Origin of the sequence: Eggerthella sp. AM16-19 (genome assembly GCF_003474385.1) — a bacterium.
Taxonomy (GTDB): Bacteria; Actinomycetota; Coriobacteriia; order Coriobacteriales; family Eggerthellaceae; genus Senegalimassilia.
Genome location: NZ_QUCY01000027.1, coordinates 1 through 17,346, shown reverse-complemented (window position 1 = coordinate 17,346; position 17,346 = coordinate 1). Strand labels below are relative to the sequence as shown.

The 17,346-nt window shown below is 59.4% G+C and carries 15 protein-coding genes; 9 read left to right on the top strand and 6 right to left on the bottom strand.

Features of this window, described 5'->3' with window-relative positions:
* Window positions 1-322 precede the first annotated feature (322 nt).
* The 4 genes from DW178_RS09615 (at window position 323) to DW178_RS09600 (ending at window position 2,708) form a co-directional block, all read left to right on the top strand.
* The gene (locus tag DW178_RS09615; RefSeq protein WP_118350958.1) at window positions 323-757 is read left to right on the top strand and encodes a MarR family winged helix-turn-helix transcriptional regulator; all 435 of its coding nucleotides are present in this window, start codon (window positions 323-325) and stop codon (window positions 755-757) included.
* Window positions 754-1,074, top strand: a complete 321-nt coding sequence (locus DW178_RS09610) for a DMT family transporter (protein ID WP_118350956.1) — start codon at window positions 754-756, stop codon at window positions 1,072-1,074. Before DW178_RS09615 ends, DW178_RS09610 begins: the two co-directional genes overlap by 4 nt.
* Before the next feature lies 1 nt (window position 1,075).
* Window positions 1,076-1,447, top strand: coding sequence for a DMT family transporter (locus tag DW178_RS09605; protein WP_158574170.1), 372 nt, complete (start codon window positions 1,076-1,078; stop codon window positions 1,445-1,447).
* 583 nt (window positions 1,448-2,030) lie between these two features.
* On the top strand, window positions 2,031-2,708 hold the full coding sequence (locus tag DW178_RS09600) for a phosphatase PAP2 family protein (protein WP_199669287.1): 678 nt from the start codon (window positions 2,031-2,033) through the stop codon (window positions 2,706-2,708).
* Window positions 2,709-3,101: 393 nt separating this feature from the next.
* Here the strand turns inward: DW178_RS09600 and DW178_RS11325 are convergent, their stop codons facing one another.
* Window positions 3,102-3,926 (bottom strand): TipAS antibiotic-recognition domain-containing protein, encoded by an 825-nt coding sequence (locus DW178_RS11325; protein ID WP_158574168.1) that lies wholly within the window; start codon window positions 3,924-3,926, stop codon window positions 3,102-3,104.
* Window positions 3,927-4,412: 486 nt separating this feature from the next.
* Between DW178_RS11325 and DW178_RS09590 the strand changes: the two genes are divergently transcribed.
* The 4 genes from DW178_RS09590 to DW178_RS09575 all read left to right on the top strand — a co-directional run bounded on the left by DW178_RS09590 (window position 4,413) and on the right by DW178_RS09575 (window position 7,355).
* Window positions 4,413-5,135: an SAM-dependent methyltransferase gene (locus tag DW178_RS09590; protein WP_118350952.1), complete on the top strand. Its 723-nt coding sequence runs from the start codon at window positions 4,413-4,415 to the stop codon at window positions 5,133-5,135.
* 272 nt (window positions 5,136-5,407) lie between these two features.
* A complete protein-coding gene (locus DW178_RS09585; protein ID WP_118350950.1) occupies window positions 5,408-5,812 on the top strand; it encodes a GntR family transcriptional regulator in 405 nt (134 codons plus the stop codon).
* Complete coding sequence (locus tag DW178_RS09580; protein ID WP_118350948.1) at window positions 5,809-6,687, top strand: ABC transporter ATP-binding protein; 879 nt, start codon at window positions 5,809-5,811, stop codon at window positions 6,685-6,687. The genes DW178_RS09585 and DW178_RS09580 overlap by 4 nt, the downstream gene beginning before the upstream one ends.
* Window positions 6,687-7,355, top strand: a complete 669-nt coding sequence (locus DW178_RS09575) for an ABC-2 transporter permease (protein ID WP_118350946.1) — start codon at window positions 6,687-6,689, stop codon at window positions 7,353-7,355. The genes DW178_RS09580 and DW178_RS09575 overlap by 1 nt, the downstream gene beginning before the upstream one ends.
* A gap of 254 nt (window positions 7,356-7,609) precedes the next feature.
* Here DW178_RS09575 and DW178_RS11600 read toward each other — a convergent pair whose 3' ends face one another.
* From DW178_RS11600 to DW178_RS09555, 3 genes are all read right to left on the bottom strand, one after another.
* Window positions 7,610-9,199, bottom strand: coding sequence for a GIY-YIG nuclease family protein (locus DW178_RS11600; protein ID WP_286168643.1), 1,590 nt, complete (start codon window positions 9,197-9,199; stop codon window positions 7,610-7,612).
* A 171-nt stretch (window positions 9,200-9,370) separates the two neighbouring features.
* Window positions 9,371-10,492, bottom strand: coding sequence for a helix-turn-helix transcriptional regulator (locus DW178_RS09560; RefSeq protein WP_118350944.1), 1,122 nt, complete (start codon window positions 10,490-10,492; stop codon window positions 9,371-9,373).
* A gap of 372 nt (window positions 10,493-10,864) precedes the next feature.
* The gene (locus tag DW178_RS09555; protein ID WP_118350942.1) at window positions 10,865-11,791 is read right to left on the bottom strand and encodes a cation diffusion facilitator family transporter; all 927 of its coding nucleotides are present in this window, start codon (window positions 11,789-11,791) and stop codon (window positions 10,865-10,867) included.
* Between the two features lie 703 nt (window positions 11,792-12,494).
* Between DW178_RS09555 and nrdD the strand changes: the two genes are divergently transcribed.
* Window positions 12,495-14,717 carry an anaerobic ribonucleoside-triphosphate reductase gene (nrdD, locus tag DW178_RS09550; protein WP_114621256.1) on the top strand — a complete coding sequence of 741 codons (2,223 nt, stop codon included), beginning with the start codon at window positions 12,495-12,497 and terminating at the stop codon, window positions 14,715-14,717.
* A 601-nt stretch (window positions 14,718-15,318) separates the two neighbouring features.
* Here nrdD and DW178_RS09540 read toward each other — a convergent pair.
* Entirely contained in the window at window positions 15,319-16,008 is a 690-nt protein-coding gene (locus DW178_RS09540) for a DUF1292 domain-containing protein (protein ID WP_118350938.1), read from the bottom strand.
* Between the two features lie 613 nt (window positions 16,009-16,621).
* A complete protein-coding gene (locus DW178_RS09535) occupies window positions 16,622-16,948 on the bottom strand; it encodes a hypothetical protein (RefSeq protein WP_118350936.1) in 327 nt (108 codons plus the stop codon).
* Between the last annotated feature and the right edge of the window lie 398 nt (window positions 16,949-17,346).

Genomic DNA, 17,346 nt, shown 5'->3' with positions numbered 1-17,346 from the left:
AGTATGTTTCGGTAACGTATGCCAATTGTTGATGGATTCCCCGCGGATGATGCTGCTTTGCGGAAATCGCCGATTGGTCTGCTCCTTGAATGCCGCCGGCAGCGGTCGCCCGCTCACGAGTGCCGCTGCCGGATGGCTCCTTGGGCTTGCTTGCGGGTGCCGCCTTGCTCGCCGCCGCTCTCGGGCTCCTTCGTCCGCATCTGACGTGCGGGGCAAGCCGAAAAGCTCTACGCGTCTCGTGTGGATTCCGTGCGCGTGAATCAGGGAAGTCTACGAATAGACTATGATAGTCAACCGATAGACCAATCCGAATGGAGACAAGATGCTGCCAGAGGAATTCTCGAAGGAAATGTGGGAATGCTGGCGTGACGTTGCGGTCGCGTACAGCGCATTCGCTAAGAACATGGGCGTCGACACCAACGAGCTGTACGTCGTCGATGCCCTGTGGGATGAGTCCGAAGGCTGTTCGCAACGGTCGATTTGCGAGCTGTGCGACATGGGCAAACAAACGGTCAGCGCTATCTGCAAGCGCCTTGCCGCGCGCGATGTCGTAGTCGGGCGGGCAAGCGAGGTCGACAAGCGAGAGCAGATCATGGCGCTCACCGAGGAAGGGCGCGAGCAATGGCGCCTGCCTGTCGAGCGCATGCGCGAGCTCGAGATGAAGGCCGCCGCCGCGATCAGCCCCGAGGGGGCCGAGCTGTTCGTCAAGGTCGTCAGGCTGTATGCGAAGACGTTCCAAGAAGGGGTACAGCAATGAGCCCGTATGCGCTTCTAGGTTTGTCAGTGCTCTTCGAGGTGTTCGGCGACACGTGCATGAAGCTCTCCGACGGTTTCCGCCGCAAGCTTCCCATCCTCGGCATCGCGGTGGGCTACGCTGTGTCATTTTACGCGCTTTCGCACGTGTTCGCGTCTCTGCCCTTGGGCTTGGCGTACGCGATTTGGACGAGCGCGGCGGTGGCGCTTACGGCCGTGGTCAGCCGCATCGTGTGGAAAGAGAAGTTCAACGCGAAGAAGATCGCGGCCGTTGCGCTCATCATCGTCGGCGTGGCGTGTTTGCGATTGGGGGCGATGTAAGGTGAAGAGCGCACCGATCATCCAGCTGTCGTTCGCCATCGTGTCCGAGGTGTTCGGCGCCACGTTCATGAAGATGTCCGACGGCTTCACCCATCCGGTGTTCGGCCTGGCCACCGCTGCGTGCTACATTATCTCGTTTGCGCTGTTGACGCTTGCGTTGAAACATTTGAGCCTGGGGATGGCCTACGGCATCTGGGGCGGCGTCGGCACGCTTTTGACCACGCTCGTCGGCATCGTCGTTTGGGACGACCCGTTTTCCATTATCGTGGGAATCGGCATGATCGCGGTGGTGGCGGGCATAGCTCTGCTCAGCAAAGGAACCCAAGAAGCCGAGGAAGCCGCCGCAGCAGAATCGTCAGAGGCGACCGCCTAGCCCGGACGCTTCGGGGACGTGTCTTTATGTGTCCGGAATGCGCCGCCGTGGCGGCAAGGCGAAGAAAACCCCGATGAGGAAAGCGAAAGCACCCGAGCACCATGCAGATTCCTAAAGCGAAGAAGACGGCGAAATGGGCGATTGGCCTCATGCGCCTCATCGCGGCGCTGCGTTGCCCTGCGTTATCGCGCTGCTCGTTCTTTCCGTGTTCAAGCCCGGCAGGAAAAAGCCCGGGAAAGCGAAAGCCGCAAGCTGTTTCTCTAATTGGTCAGAATTTGAACGGGTTTGAGATTTCGGAGATTGCTTAGGGCTGCGTAACATTGCATCATGGCGTTCAGGAATAGACAAGCGTCCAAAGCAAGGCGTGTGGCAAGAAAGCATACGTGAAAAGGCACGGTGAGCTGCTGTGATGGGGTGCGACGTTTGGCCGCGAGGATAACGGCTCGTAGCCGGAACTTCGAACGCGGCAGCATATGCGCTAAGCTTCGCTTAGCGAAATCCAAGGGGCGGGGAGGTTGCGGCCGTCCTGCCCCTTATCGTGCTTTCCGTTTGCGATGCCGGCCACGGTGGCCGGGCGAAGGAGTTGACCAGGTTGGGGATTGCGTCGGGTGCCGGCAAGGCCGCGCGGAGCCTTTCGCGCTACGTGAAGGAGAACCGCACGCTGGTGGTGACGTCGGTGTGCGCCATCGTGCTGGTGATGCTGCTGGAGAACATGCTCGACAAGGAGAACATGAAGCTCGATGCGGCGGCATGGTGGCTGTTCGGCGGGCAGCTTCGCCAGCCGTGGCTCACGCCCGTCATGGAAAGCTTCTCGGCGCTGGCCACGCCGGTGACGTTGCTCGTGGTGCTCGGCGTTGCCGCGGCCTTCACGCCGGTCAAGCGCCCGGGCTGGTTCAACATGCTGAACCTGGGCCTGGTCGTGCTGCTGAACCAGGCGATGAAGTTCGCCATCCAGCGCCCGCGTCCCGATGTGCTGCGGCTGGTCGACGTGTCCGGGTTCAGCTTCCCCTCGGGGCATTCCATGGCCGCGATGGCCGTTTTCGGCCTGCTGGCGTGGTGCGTATGGCGCTATGAGCGCAACCCGCGTCGCCGCATCGCGCTGATGTGCCTGTTCGCGCTGGTCATCGTGATGGTCGGCATAAGCCGCATCTACTTGGGGGTCCATTACGCCAGCGACGTCCTGGGCGGCTTCTGCGTCTCGACCATCTGGCTGGTCCTCTACACGAAGGTCATAGCCCCGGCGCTGGGGCTGATCGAATAACAACGCACAATGCCGCCAGGTGACTCGGTGGTCGATTCTGCGCTCTCGAGTATTGCGCCCTCGCATCGCTCGCACGGCTTCTGACGGTGCGCTCATACCTCCCTTGTCGTGTCTGCGCCTGCCGCCTTGTTGCGTCCTCGTATAGCGACTTCTGGGCGGTTTCGCAGCAAATGGACCCCGGTTTTGACATGGTCCGCGGGGTTCTGGGCGGTTTGTCGGCGCCGTTGTTCGATGCCTGCATTGTCGACCTGGGGAAACGCCGGCGCCATGCGGCCTTTCGCGCCGATTCCGCCTGCAAAACCGCTCAGAAGTTGCTGCCGGGTTTCGCGTGCGATATGCCGTGTCATGCGATTGGCGAGCAGCTGGCCATTCCCTTGCGTGGAAACTGCTACGTTACTCTCCCAGCGTGCCTTCCACGGCTGTAACCAAAAACGCCGTTGCCCCTTTGCCGCAGGGCTCGTCGTAGTATGAGATGAATCGGGGGTCTGCCAGGTAGCCGCGCACAAGTCCCAGGTAGATATCCCGTTCGGGCTCGGCTCCCCATTGCAGGCCGATCCAGCGGCGGTGCATCTGCACAAGCTTCGCGGCTTCGGGACTGGTTGTATCGCCATCGAGCAGAGCGATGGAAAGCTGCCCCAAGATCGCTTTTTCGAGTTCTTTCATGTCGTTCCAGGCGGCAGGGTCCATATCGAGGATCCGCTCGTTCGCGGCATCAACTGCTTCGTTACCGTAGCGTTCGCGTGCTTCCGCTCCGTAGCGTTGCTCGTTTTCGTGAACGGCGCGCCAGCGCTCGAGCTGGGGCAAAACCGCCCCCATAAGCGAGACCGCCTCGTCAAGCGTCATGCCCGTATTCTCCGCCAGTCGCGGCGCGCAATCCTCGATCATAGCTTCCATGGTGGTTTCATAGGTGTAGTCGCCGCGGTCGTAGCACCATTTGCAGTAATGGTCGGTCTTGTTGCCGGCGGCGTCGGTTCCGCAATCATCGGGCGTAAGATACATGCCACAGCTTTCGCAATAATGCTTGGGCATTTCCAGCAGATGTGCCAGCGGCTCGCCGGTGACGGCGGCAATGAGCTTCATCATGTCAATCCCAGGCGTCACCTCGCCGCGCTCCCAGCGGCTCACGGCTTGGCGGGTGACGTAAAGCTTCTCGGCAAGCTGGTCTTGCGTGAGGTTGTGCGTGCGCCGTACGGCGACAAGTTTTTCTGCGAATGCCATGAGTGCTCCTCTCGGCGGGCTCGTTTCGATAATGTCAGCATACGCGCAGATAGACGCATATCCTAGCAACGGCTGGTTGCGCTTCGGCACCTCACCCGCACGCCGCAACAAGCCAAAGTTGCACGATGCGCCTCCGAGGAACGGTTCAACAATAGCATCCATTATTGCGCGAAGCGCATAGCCGCGCCACTGCCGGGAAAATGACTTCCCTCGGCAGTACGAGACAGGGCTGGTAATCGCGGGCAAACGTGCTATGGTGAACTTAGTCGAATGCGGAAACGATCGCGACCGCTGTGGCTGCAGTGTGCCGCATTCAAGGGAGGCAAAGGCCTCGAACGAACACACCTTAGGGGATGTCTTTTTGGTCATTGTTCTTTAGGGAACGGTTAATCGCATAGCGTTTCAGAGAAGGCCGCATCAAGGCCCTATGCTATTGCGCCGTTTCGAACCTGTTTTCAATATCGTCTCAATGAACAGGAAGAAACAATGAATACTTTCCCAAAGGCAAATAGCTTCGATATCAATCTCGTTCGCTCCAAAATCATGGGGCCCAACCCGCTTAAGCTCTGCGAAGAGCTGCTTTGCGGCGTTGACCTTGCGAAAGGGTCGCGCGTATGCGACCTCGGATCCGGCTCCGGCATCACAAGCGTGATGCTCGCGCGCGGGTATGGGCTTGACGTTTACGCCGTCGACTTGCGGAGCGACCCCGCCGAGAACCGCGCTTTCTTTCGCCGAATGGGCGTGCTGGATGGGCAAATCCACCCCGTCAAGGCCGATGCAGCGGAAGGTTTGCCGTTTGAACAGCAGTTTTTCGACGCGGTGGTAAGCATCGACTCCTACAACTATTTCGGCCGCGATCCGCGGTATCTCGGCGAAAAGCTTCTTCCTTACGTGAAGCCGGGTGGGAAGATCTACCTTTCCATCCCCGGTATGGTGCGCGATTGCCACGATGCGCTGCCGGCATGCCTGCTTGCCTCGTGGACTCCCGAGCAGCTTGAGTACATGCACGATATGACCTGGTGGCAAGCCATGATCGGCAAAACGCCCGGGGTGGTTATCGAAGGTATGCATCAGATGACGTGCACACGCGAGGCATGGGCCGACTGGATAGCCTGCGAAAACGAATACGCTCGCGGCGACAGGACGGCCGTTAAAGCGGGCGCGCTCGACTACCTGAACACCATTGCGGTCACGCTGGTGAAGGGCTAAACAAGGCGAGCGAAGGCGGCGTTCGGTGCCGGACTGCCCGCCTTTTCGCATGCAGTCTTTGGTGTTGCGCCAGCGCGCGAGGGGCGAGCGATGATGACGCTGCTCGTCCCTTTCGTTCCAACACGTCATTGTCGACGATTCCGCTGAATTACCGGTGGGGGGCTCCGGAATCATCCTGGGGCTCACGGGTGTTTTTACCAGATTCTGACTTGCATAACTGTGCATAGTGTATATATACTGTGCTTACCGGTTATATACACGAAAGGCCGATCGTGGACATCATCATTTCGAACACCAGCGACAAGCCCATCTACGAGCAAATCTCCTCGCAGATCAAAAGTCAGATACTTTCAGGAGCTTTGACATGCGGCGAAAAGCTCCCTTCCATTCGGGCGTTGGCGAACGGCGTTGGCGTGAGCGTCATCACCACCAAACGCGCCTACTCCGATTTGGAAGCAGAAGGATTCATCGAAACCGTGCAAGGCAAAGGCTGCTTCGTTGCCTCGGGTAACCATGAGATGCTGCGGGAAGAGCAACTGCGCCGCATCGAGGGAATGCTGGCGAAGGCTGCTGCTCAGGCCTTTGACCTGGGAGTTTCGCGTGTAGAACTGCATGAGATGCTCGATTTGATCGCAGATGGGGAATCCGAGCAACGCTGGAAAGGGGAGGCTTCATGACGAATCTTTTGGACATACGGCACGTGAGTTGCGATTTGAGCGACTCGTTCGCACTGCGCGACGTGAGCCTTGCCGTTGCCCCTGGCGAAATCGTCGGCTTCGTCGGCGCGAACGGGGCGGGCAAAACTACGATGATCCGCGTGGCCTTGGGCTTGCAGCACATCGGCGCGGGCGAGGTCAAGCTGTTCGGTGAACCATTTGGAGCCGATGCTTCGGATCGGGTCCAACGCGCTGTTCGCTCTCGTATCGGCGTGGTGCTCGACGCATGCCCGTTTCCTTCGGAGCTGCGCGTCAGCCAGGTGGTGACATGCCTGAGGCCAGCGTTTTCGCAATGGGACGATTCGCTGTTCGGGGGCCTTATCGCGCGGTTCGGCATAAACTCGAACACGAAGATGAAGGAGCTTTCGCGCGGTATGGGCATGAAGTTTCAAATCGCGGTAGCGCTTTCGCATGGTGCCGATCTTCTGCTTCTCGATGAGGCGACAGCGGGTCTCGATCCGCTGGCCCGCGATGAGATTCTCGATATGCTGCAGGAGTTTGTGGGCGACGGCGAACGCGGCGTGCTGCTTTCCAGTCACATCACTTCCGACTTGGAGCGTGTTGCCGATCGCGTCGTGGGCATTGATGCGGGGCGGATTATCTTCGACGCACCGCGCGAAACCATTACCGATACCGCGGGTATTGCGCATTGCGCGGCTAGTCAGGTGGCGGAAATCCTCGAATGCGTGCCGGGTGCGCGTGTGGTCAAGCGCGAGTTCAGCTGCGATGTGCTCGTGCCGAATCGATTCGAATTCGCGCAGGCGTTTCCCGAGGTTGCCTGCGATCGCGCAAATGTGGGCGACTACCTGCACTTCATGTTGAAAGGGGGCCGCTGATGTTGGCTTCTGTGAAATCGGAACTGGCAATTATCCGTACTATGGCTCCGGTTTTGATGGTGACGATCGTGTTCGTGTGCGCGTTTGTGTGCTTCGGAATGAGGTCATACGCCGGAGCGTCTGCGGCATGTGCGATGGTGCCCATACTCGTCATGTTCTCGCTGTTGGGTTACGACGATCAAAACGGATGGCTGCGTTATCGCGCCGCGCTTCCGCTCGCGCGTCGGGATATCGTTGTCGGGCGTTACTTAGCGATCGTTGTTTGTTCGTCGGTTGTGTTGGTTGCCCTGTTTGCGGTCACCATGGCATGCGTTTTAGCGTTTCCTGCTTTGGGGATCGAGATGGAGCAGACTTCGACGCCTGAGATCTTTTCGGCGTGCGTGGCTTCCACGGCAATCGTATTAGTTCTTGTTGCTATTGCTCAACCGTTTTCGATAAAGTTCGGCGGCTCGAAAGGTGCGCGCTATATCGGTTGCGCGCTCATGTTCATCGGGTGCCTTATCTACGTTGCCTCGCAATTCGCCATGCCTGAATTGTTCACCGGTTTGGAGGATTTGGTGTCCCAGCATTCGGTTGTCTCGCTGATTGCATTGGCTGTCGTCTCGTTGGCGATCTATGCGGCAAGCTGCATGCTCAGCATCCGCATCTTCGAGAAGAAGGACGTTTAGCAGGTTCTTTGCGAGAGAAACACGTCGCTTTTGTAGAGTAACGGAAGGTCGTGGCGTTCGACCGTTATGCTCGAGCGTCGCCCACAGCGCAAAGCCGCCTGTTTCCTCGATTAAGCGGAACGTGCAAAGTCGCTGGCTTTCAAGTGATTTGCGGTGGGGCCATTGCCCCATCGCAGCCGTAAGCCGACGAATCGATTCCGCGCAGTGTTCTACGATTGCTTTGATGTTGTTTGCTCGATGTGCCGCCTGCCCTCCTAAAGCCCGAATTCCTCTTGAAGCAGTTTTGCGAAATCAGCTTCAGGGTCGGTGGCTTTCGTCAACAGCTCATCTTTGCGGTCGCGGCTTAGGCGCTTGAAGCGGTACTCTGCGCTCATGGCATCGTGTTTGGTGGCAAATTCGGCTACGGCCAGTAGGTTCAGCGGCCCGCGCCCGCGCGTGTACTTCGCACCCGTGCCCGCTTGATGTGCGGCGAATCGCGCCTGCACGTCAGGGGAATACCCGGTGTACAGGCTGCCATCGGCGCATTCGATCACATACATGAAGTGGTGCTTGTTCGTTGCGGGGTCCTCATTGTCTTGCTGCTCGGTTTTGGATGCGGCTGGCGTTTCTACGCGCGAGTCCTTGCTGCCTTGCTGCGCACCCTGGAGGTGGATTGCCTCTTCGACGGTATCTGCTCCTGGCGGATTGTCGTCTTCCAGGTTGTTGGCGCGCACATATGCGGCGCATTTGCTCTGAATCTGATTTTCGCTGTTTCGCGCGGCCGCACAATCGTCGGCGGCAAGCTCTTTCCCCAGCTCGGCGGCAAGCTTCGGCAGCAAATCGGCCATCGTGGCATCAATGGCGCTCTTCTTCAGCTGGCACTCCCAGATCACGTGTACGCGCCAACCCATCTCCTCGAGCTTACGCACGTTCTCAGCGTCGCGCTCCACGTTTCGGGCGAATTTCGCCTCCCAATACTCCGTGTTCTTCTTCGGAGCGCTCGGCTTGCAATGCGGGCAGCGATGCCAAAAACACCCTCTCACCTCGACTGCGACGCGTTTGCCCGGCCACGCGATGTCGGGATGCCCAGGCACCTTCCACTGCAGTCGGTAGCCCGTCAGTCCTGCTTTTCGCAAGCGCTCGCGCACCAGCAGTTCGGGCTTCGTGTTCGCCCGCTTGTTGCCTTGCATGCTTTTGTGCACCGCGTAGTTCGATGCGGGTGGGGAGGGGACGCGCACGGTCACGACTTCGACGCGGCTTTCGCCTGTCGCCCCGGCTTTCGCGTCAGCCGTCACAAACCCGCGCTTGACGCTGCTCGGTGACGGGACCTCGCCCAGCGCTCCGGTTTCCGCGGCTTCCAAAAGCGGCAGCAGCTCTTCTTGCCAGCGCGCGGTCAAGCGCTCCAGCTGCCAAGCCGCGTTCGCGGGGCTCGTCGAGGGAAGCACGTGCGCCGTCAGCCCCACCTGCCATTGCAGGTAGCGCTTGTACAGCCGTCCGGCCGTGCCTCCGTTGCAGATCACGGCGCCGATATGCGCCGTTTCCAGCACGCGCTCCACCTGCGCGGGGACTACGTTCTTGATGCTTGCGTCGCTCGATCCCTTGATGTCGCACGAGGCTATGACGTCCCATAAAGCGATGCCGTGCCTAAGAAGCATCCGTTTCTTCGCCGTAATCGACTCCTCAAGCGTCAAGGGCTGTCCGTTGTCGCTCAGTCCGCCCTCGTTTTGCGGCACAGGTTCGCCCAGGCATGCAGCCATCACGCGCCAGAAGCGGTTTTGCGGGTTGCCATAGTAAAAGGCGTTCTCGCGCGAGAGGACCGAGGGAAACGACCCCAGCACCAAAATTCGCGAATGCTCGTCGAACACAGGCTCAAACCCATGCGATATATGTTGGTAACTTGCCATGCGCCCCAGTATAGCGAATAGGGAAAGCCCCTCATCCTATCCCCGCAACACGCCGACGATTCGCTTGACCATCATTCTCGTATGGCCGGGCATCACTTCGGCTTCATCTCGCCCGTTCTAATGCTTTCCCCACTATTGGTCGCCCGTTTTTGCCTTTCGGCGGCGCTTCCACGTCTTCCTGCTCCAAGTGCAAAGGACTTCGACAACGGGAATGGTCAAAAACAGGACCCATGCAGGATGTGCTTGATTGAGCGCGAACGCCATCCAACAGAACCAGGCAATGGTGCCGATCGGGTACAGACCGCCTATCAGGCGCGATAGCCTTCGTTTCTCCCACGCGTTGCCGATAACGTAGTAAGCCGGCACGGCGAAGGCCAGCATCAACCCGGGAACCCATGCGTTGGCGAATAGTCCCAGCAAGACATAGGCAACCAGAATCACAAGCGGGAAGGGGAAGCTTCGCCAGGCGCGTTCGGGCTTTCGCTTGTATGCCTTGTGCGCTTCGCGCCAGTTTTCGAAATGCTGTTCGCCGATGATCACGCCGCTACTATCAACGTGCACGGACTTGGGGTTGTCGGTGGTTCCGCTTGCGTTCGGCTGCTCGACATGCACGCCGTCCCATCCCACGTGCACTTCTTCGCCCTTTTTGCGGTTGGTCACATGCACGCCGTCCCATCCCACGTGCACTTCTTCGCCCTTTTTGCGGTTGGTCACATGCACGCCGCTCCAACCAATGTGCGCCTCTTCTCCCTTTTTCGCATCGCGAACATGAATCCCATCGCGAAACGAGACATGCGCGTAATCATCGCCATCGTCGGCTCCGTCGTTCTTACCGCTATCGGCGTCGTTGTCGTCGCGGCTTGATTCGAAAGCAGTGCCGTCCGTGCTGGCTTTGGCTTGGTCGTCGTCCGCTACGGAATCGCGCCTACCATCGTCGCGGCCGTCCTCTGCGGCAGCTGGTTTCCCTTGCGAAAAGCCTTCGCCGGCGCTCGCCCCCGACGTTTTCGCCGCATCTGACGCGGGCTGCGAGACCTGCGAATCGCTTTCGCCGGCTTCCCTCCACAACAGCTCGTCGAGCGTTAAGCCGTATATAGCCGCCAGTGCGATAAGGTTGCCCGTATCCGGCAGGCTTTCGGCGCGCTCCCATTTCGACACCGCTTGGCGGCTCACGCCCAGCTTGTCTGCCAGTGCTTCCTGCGACAGCCCCGCTTGCTTGCGTCGAGCGGCCAATCGTCGGGCGATTTCCTTATCCATGTGGCTCCTTCGAGGGCGTTATCCGAATTGAAGATTAACGGGCAGGCTACCTGCCCAAATCCGCTTTCCAAGGTACTCCGTCAAGCTCGGTTGCGGAACCGTTTTCGGTTTGCATTTTCGATGTCGGTGCCCGCAACCGCAGGTTGCCTCTATCCTTGACAGATCTTCTACCTGGTTATATGCGAATTCTCATAGCTTGCGCAACCGGAACCCCCATCCCCGCAACACGCCGACGATTCGTCTAACCACCGATCTCGGCTGGTTAGATGGCGCTTGCCGGCTGGCCGTTATTATCAGGCTCGTCCCTTTATCGCGCCGACAGCGCTTGTGAGCACGCTGCGCGCTCCGCAAAAGCCGTCGCGTTCGCAGCTCTTACGCGGGATTCTCGTGGATCATGATGTGCTTCACGGTGGGGAAGCTCTGTTCGACGGCATCGTGGGCGCGCTCTGCTATCGCATGGGCATCCACCAGGCGCAGCTGCCCGTCCACGGCTATCTCGGCGTCCACATACACCTTGTTGCCGAACTTGCGCGTACGCAGCGCGTCGATGCGCAGCACCCCGTCCTGCGCCAGGATGCAATCGCGCACCTCGAGTTCGAATGTAGGAGCGCACGGCGTGTCCGTCACTTTGTCCACCGCATCGCGCAGCACCTCGAAGGCCACTTTGAAGATGATCAGGCAGATGACGATGGACGCCAGCGGGTCGCACACGCCCCAACCGAGCATGGCGCCGCCGATGCCCGCAAGGGCGCCCACCGACGACAGCGCATCCGAACGGTGATGCCAGGCGTCGGCCATGAACGCGTCGGAGTTCATGATGCGCGCCCAGTGCCGCGTGTACCAGAACATGCCCTCCTTCGCGACGATGCTCACCACTGCGGCCGATAGCGCCAGCCAGCCGGGCGCCGTTGCGTGCTCGTATGCACCCGTTGCAATCGACTGGATCGAGGCGAACCCGATGCCTGCGCCCGTCGCCGCCAATATCAGGCCGAGCGCCATGGACGCCAGGCATTCGAAGCGCTCGTGGCCGTACGGGTGGCTCTCGTCCGCATCGCGTTGCGAGATCCTCACGCCCAGGAACGCGATGGCGGTGGCGAACACGTCGGACAGCGAGTGCACGGCGTCCGAGACCATGGCCGCCGAGTTGCCGAATATGCCTGCGAACAATTTGAACGCCGACAGCGCCACGTTGCCGCTCACTCCCACAATGGCAAGTTTGTTCGCGATGCGCTTCTCATCAAGCTCCGAACCGGCGGTTTTGCCCGCTGCTGCGCTATTTGCGCGCTTTTCTGTATCCATTATGTCAATCCTCTCGCATCGCCTGCCGCGCGGTTTTCCAGCCCGCCGTGCGGCAGGCGCTTTTGAAATAAACCTATACTAAGCACGCGTACCGGGTATGTCATCGGTGACTTGCGGTTCGCGAAATTTTTTAACAATAGAAGGCATCTTCTGGGCGGTTTTGCGCAGAAGCGGGCGAAAACAGCGCCCGGCTCTGCGCTTCACGCCGTCATCAGCGCCGGCGCCTAACCCGGAAGACGCGCCCGGGAACGCTGCTCTATTTCGCCCCGCCGTCCCTCTAACCAGAAGCCCGGCCGCGTCAACCCCTTGTTGCGAAAGTGTCGCGAAACCTATGCGTTTGATGCCCCTTTCGCCGAAATCCACATCGTTTTCGATGGTGGAAAACCACTGCCGAAATCGCCTCCGAAAAATGTCGCTTTACGAATGACGACCGGGGGGTTTCGCGGTTTTCCAGCTATGGTGGAAAACAACCCCATACCCCCATCCATGGATTTTTCAGCGGAATAAAACACAATATATTGGGGCGAAATGTCGTATCATAGGGACACCGACCAAGCGACCCGAACGCACCGAGGTCGCAAATTTTCACGAAATTTCCGAACGCGCAGGTCATGCCCCGTGTGGCCTTTTGCACTCGGATGAAGGTAGTCCGCAAGGCGCCCGCCAGGCACCTTGCGCGAGAAGCAAGAAGGGTGTGAGCGGCATGAAGATCATCAAGCGCAGCGGCTCCGAGGTTACGTTCGACATCAACAAGATCGTCAACGCCATCAAGGGTGCCAACGGGGACGTCGTTCCCGAGGAGCGCCTGACCGAAGACCAGATCGCGCTGGCGGCGCACAGCGTCGAGTGGCTCTGCAGCCGATCGGGCCATACCGTGTCCGTGGAAGAGGTCCAGGACATGGTCGAGAACCAGATCATGGCGCAGGGCCGTTACTCCGTTGCGCGCAAGTACATCATCTATCGCTACAACCAAACGCTCAAGCGCCAGTCAAACACCACCGACGACAAGATCCTGTCGCTCATCGAGTGCAACAACGAGGAAGCCAAGCAGGAGAACTCGAACAAGAACCCCACGGTCAACTCCGTGCAGCGCGATTACATGGCAGGCGAGGTTTCCAAGGACATCACCATGCGCCTGCTCCTGCCGGCCGACGTGGTCGAGGCCCACAACGAGGGCATCATCCACTTCCACGACTCCGACTACTTCGCGCAGCATATGCACAACTGCGACCTGGTCAACCTGGAGGACATGCTGCAAAACGGCACCGTCATCTCCGGCACGCTCATCGAGCGCCCGCACAGCTTCTCCACCGCGTGCAACATCGCCACGCAGATCATCGCCCAGGTGGCCAGCTGCCAGTACGGCGGCCAGTCCATCTCGCTGACGCACCTTGCGCCGTTTGTCGAGGTCAGCCGCCAGAAGATTCGCCGTCAGGTGCTGCAGGAGATCAATGCGCTGGGGCTTGAGGCCAACGCCGATCGCATCACCGAGGTCGTCGAGGGCCGTCTGCGCGACGAGATCCGCCGCGGCGTGCAAACCATCCAGTACCAGGTGGTCACGCTCATGACCACCAACGGCCAGGCGCCGTTCGTCACCGTCTTCATGTACCTCAACGAGGCGCGCAGCGAAGCGGAGAAGCGCGACCTCGCCATGATCATCGAGGAAACGCTCGCTCAGCGCTACGAGGGCGTCAAAAACGAGGAAGGCGTGTGGATCACCCCGGCGTTCCCCAAGCTCATCTACGTGCTTGAGGAGGACAACGTCACCGAGGACAGCCCGTACTTCTACCTCACCAAGATGGCCGCGAAGTGCACGGCCAAGCGCATGGTGCCCGACTACATCTCCGAGAAGAAGATGCGCGAGCTGAAGCTGTCGAAGGGCGAGACCGAGGGCAACGGCGATTGCTACACCTGCATGGGCTGCCGCAGCTTCCTCACGCCCGACCGCTCCGGCAACGGCTACGACAACGTGGCAAACGCCGGCAACTACGAGCCGGGCAAGCCGAAGTACTACGGTCGCTTCAACCAGGGCGTCGTCACCATCAGCCTGCCTGACGTAGCGCTCTCCTCGTACGGTGACATGAACAAGTTCTGGCAGATCTTCGACGAGCGCCTCGAGCTGTGCTACAAGGCCCTTATGTGTCGCCATAACCGCTTGAAGGGCACGCTGTCCGACGCAGCGCCCATCCTGTGGCAGTACGGCGCGCTCGCACGCCTTGAGAAGGGCGAGCCCATCGACAAGCTGCTCTACGGCGGTTACTCCACCATCAGCCTCGGTTACGCCGGCCTGTACGAGTGTGTTAGGTACATGACGGGCCACAGCCACACCGACGCCGAGGGCACTCCGTTCGCCATGGAGGTCATGCAGCACATGAACGACAAGTGCGCCGAGTGGAAGGCGGCCACCAACATCGACTTCTCGCTGTACGGCACGCCGCTCGAGTCCACCACGTACAAGTTCGCGAAGGCCCTCCAGCGCCGCTTCGGCATCATCCCGGGCATCACGGACAAGGGCTACATCACGAACAGTTACCACGTGCATGTCACCGAGAAGATCGACGCGTTCGATAAGCTGAAGTTCGAAAGCGCCTTCCAGCGCCTTTCCCCTGGCGGGGCCATCAGCTACGTCGAGGTGCCCAACATGCAGGATAACCTGAAGGCCGTTATCCGCGTCATGCAGTACATCTACGACAACATTATGTACGCGGAGCTGAACACGAAGTCGGACTACTGCCAGGAATGCGGCTACGACGGCGAGATCCAAATCGTCGAGGATGACGGCAAGCTCGTGTGGGAGTGCCCGAAGTGCGGTAACCGCGACCAGGAGAAGCTCAACGTTGCACGTCGTACCTGCGGATACATCGGAACCCAGTTCTGGAACCAGGGCCGCACCCAAGAGATCAAGGACCGCGTCCTGCATCTGTAAGCGCAGGCTAGCCACTTGCCAGCGGAGCTGAACGCCGGCCAGAGGTCGTGGATCGTCAAGCAGGTCCGCACGTCGCTCGAGAGCCGTGCTGCTCTCGCAAACGCAGGGGCGTTCGCTCCGTAAACAACTTGCTACACCAGGAAAGCCGCCCGCAGGCGGCTTTCCTGCGTTTGTGCAAGGTTTGCTATACGCTTCCTGTAGCCCCATGTCTGCGTGCATCAGGCGGCAACCTGCCCGGGCGTTGCATGCGCGCCGTTGTCGAACCACCAGGTCACCGTATGCGAAAACGCGCTCACGCGCGGCACGCACATCGGGTCGGAAGGAATGCCCGCGGGCGCTGCCGGTCCGCTTTTCGTGAACAGCGCCGCAAGCTGTTCACGATGGGCGCCAAAGTGCTTGGCATAGCCTCCTGCCTGGGTGCACCTTATAAGATGATCGGCAAAACGTTTGGCGTGGGCGGGCTGCCTCGGCTTCTTCGCCACCTATGCGCTACGCCCGCAAGCCTGGCCGGTCTGCGATTTCTGCTCTTGCTTTAAGGGTAAACCGCAACAGGAGGGGCCGAATCCATAAGGATTCGGCCCCTCCTCTGTTCTCTTTCCTGTTACGCCTGCAGCGCGTCGTTGCGATGCTTGTAGAACACGTGGCACTGCTGGGGCTCCAGCACGCGCATCCCGTCTTCCCCGCGGCTTACCACCATGGCTTCCAGAACCTGTCGGGTGCGCTGCTGCCCGGAGTCAGCGGGGTCGTACCCTCCGAACCGCTCCTGAAGGAAAGCGTTCACCAAACGCTCGTGCTCGCTTGCAGGCATGCTGAATCGCACCAGGTCAAGCTCGTTTTCCGGCTCTTTGTTCAACTCCATCAGAAACGTCACCGTGCTGCCGTCCTCAAAGCGGTACTCGAACGAAGGCTCCAGTTCGCCTCCGCTGTTCAGCTTGGCGATCAACGGAATCGGGTCCTCGCCGTCTTGCGGCTCGGCGCCGCCCGCCGCCTGCTGATACCGCTCAAGCTGCTCCTGGATGATGTTCCACTCCTCGTCGTCCTCAATGGGGGACAGGTCGATGGAAGCGAACCCCGAATCATCGGGCGCCATCAGCGTATCCTTGTTGTAGGAGGATGCATGTACGTTCGTGAACCCGTCCTCATCGGTGCCGCCATCGGTATACACGATGTAGCTTTTCCCGAAAAACGGGCTATCGAACATAAGCAGAGCCTCGCACTCCAGCACGACCCCATCCTCATTTTCCGCCTTGAACCTCAAATCGTTGAGCTGCGAAGCGTTTTGAGTGTCCATATCCTGATCCTCTCGTCATCGTTAGCGCAGGGCGCTTATGGTAAGTGCCGCATGCGTCCGTCTTATGTCGCTAGCGTCCCTCACTTTTGAAACTCTGCCGCAACGTGCGGGACTCCTTGTGCTCGGGCAGTCTGAGTCCGAGGCGATGGTTGCTGTCGTGCGTCTGTCCTATCGGGTAGTTTTTTCGAATGCGCACGTGTGATTTGCTCGGGGCAAAAGCCCTTTGCTTGTCCAGTTTGTCGTGCTTGAAGGTGGCGATGCGCGCTTTCGAAGCGGCAGACGCATCAGCCCCGCGGTATGCGCTACATAAGATAGTAACGATGTAGCGGCTCGGAAGCTCAGGGCGTTTCGCGGAAACGTAGAAAACAGCATGTGCCGTAAATTGGCAACTGCACGAAAAGGAAGCGAATCAAAGATCGGGATAGCGTGCATTCGGTAACCGCTAAGCAAGAAGGGGGATGTTTGCGATCACGCAAACATCCCCCTACCAGCATGCGAAGACACCAACTTACGAACGCAATCATGTTGCGAACGCCGCACCGCCAACGTCCCTTAAACAGGTCCCAGGGCGAAGCATGGCGAAATGCATCAACAAGGCGATTCGGCTAGTCCTCTAGCGGACGGAAGCCGAAGGCGCGTCGCGGTAGAGCGTTCCATGCGCTTTACGCAGCCCGCCATTACGACCCGAGATGCGCTTGCAAAAGCCCTTAATCGCGCAGTACAGCGGATAAGCCACAAGGGAGAATTCGATCAGGAAATCGGAAGCAAGCGCCAGAGGATTGCCCGCCGCGCACGGCGCAAAAGCGGCGTCCCAAGCAGAAACCCCTACGCTTAAAGACCCCGCGGGGCATCCGGCAGCTTGCCATAATAGGAAGCTGACGAACATTAGGATGGTGTACGTACCCATATACCTCACAAGATGAAGCTTCACGCGTCCCATGCCAAACCTCCTCAAGCGCCATCAGCGCGCAGGCGAACCAAAGTGTATAGCCAGGCAAACAGAGCCAAGCAATGCTGACTGCATCCCATTGCCATCCGCGGTCCAACCCACCTAACCTAAACCGAATACTAGCGACCGAGTGTAAAAAGCAGGTATTGCATCAGTAAGGAAGAAGCTAGGCCTTGAATCTACTCACTCTGCATTGAAATACCCGTCTGTCCGTTTGAGCCCGACTATGCAGTTTGACGTGCTCTACGAATTGAAACAAAAGCATCTTGTGCCTAGGCTGCGAGTCCTCCCGAACCCCATATGTGTGCAGAATGTGAAGATGACGTCGAACGCGAAATAGTCCTGGACACGGCCCGGGGGCGCGCGTATTATTCAATCTTGCGCCAAGC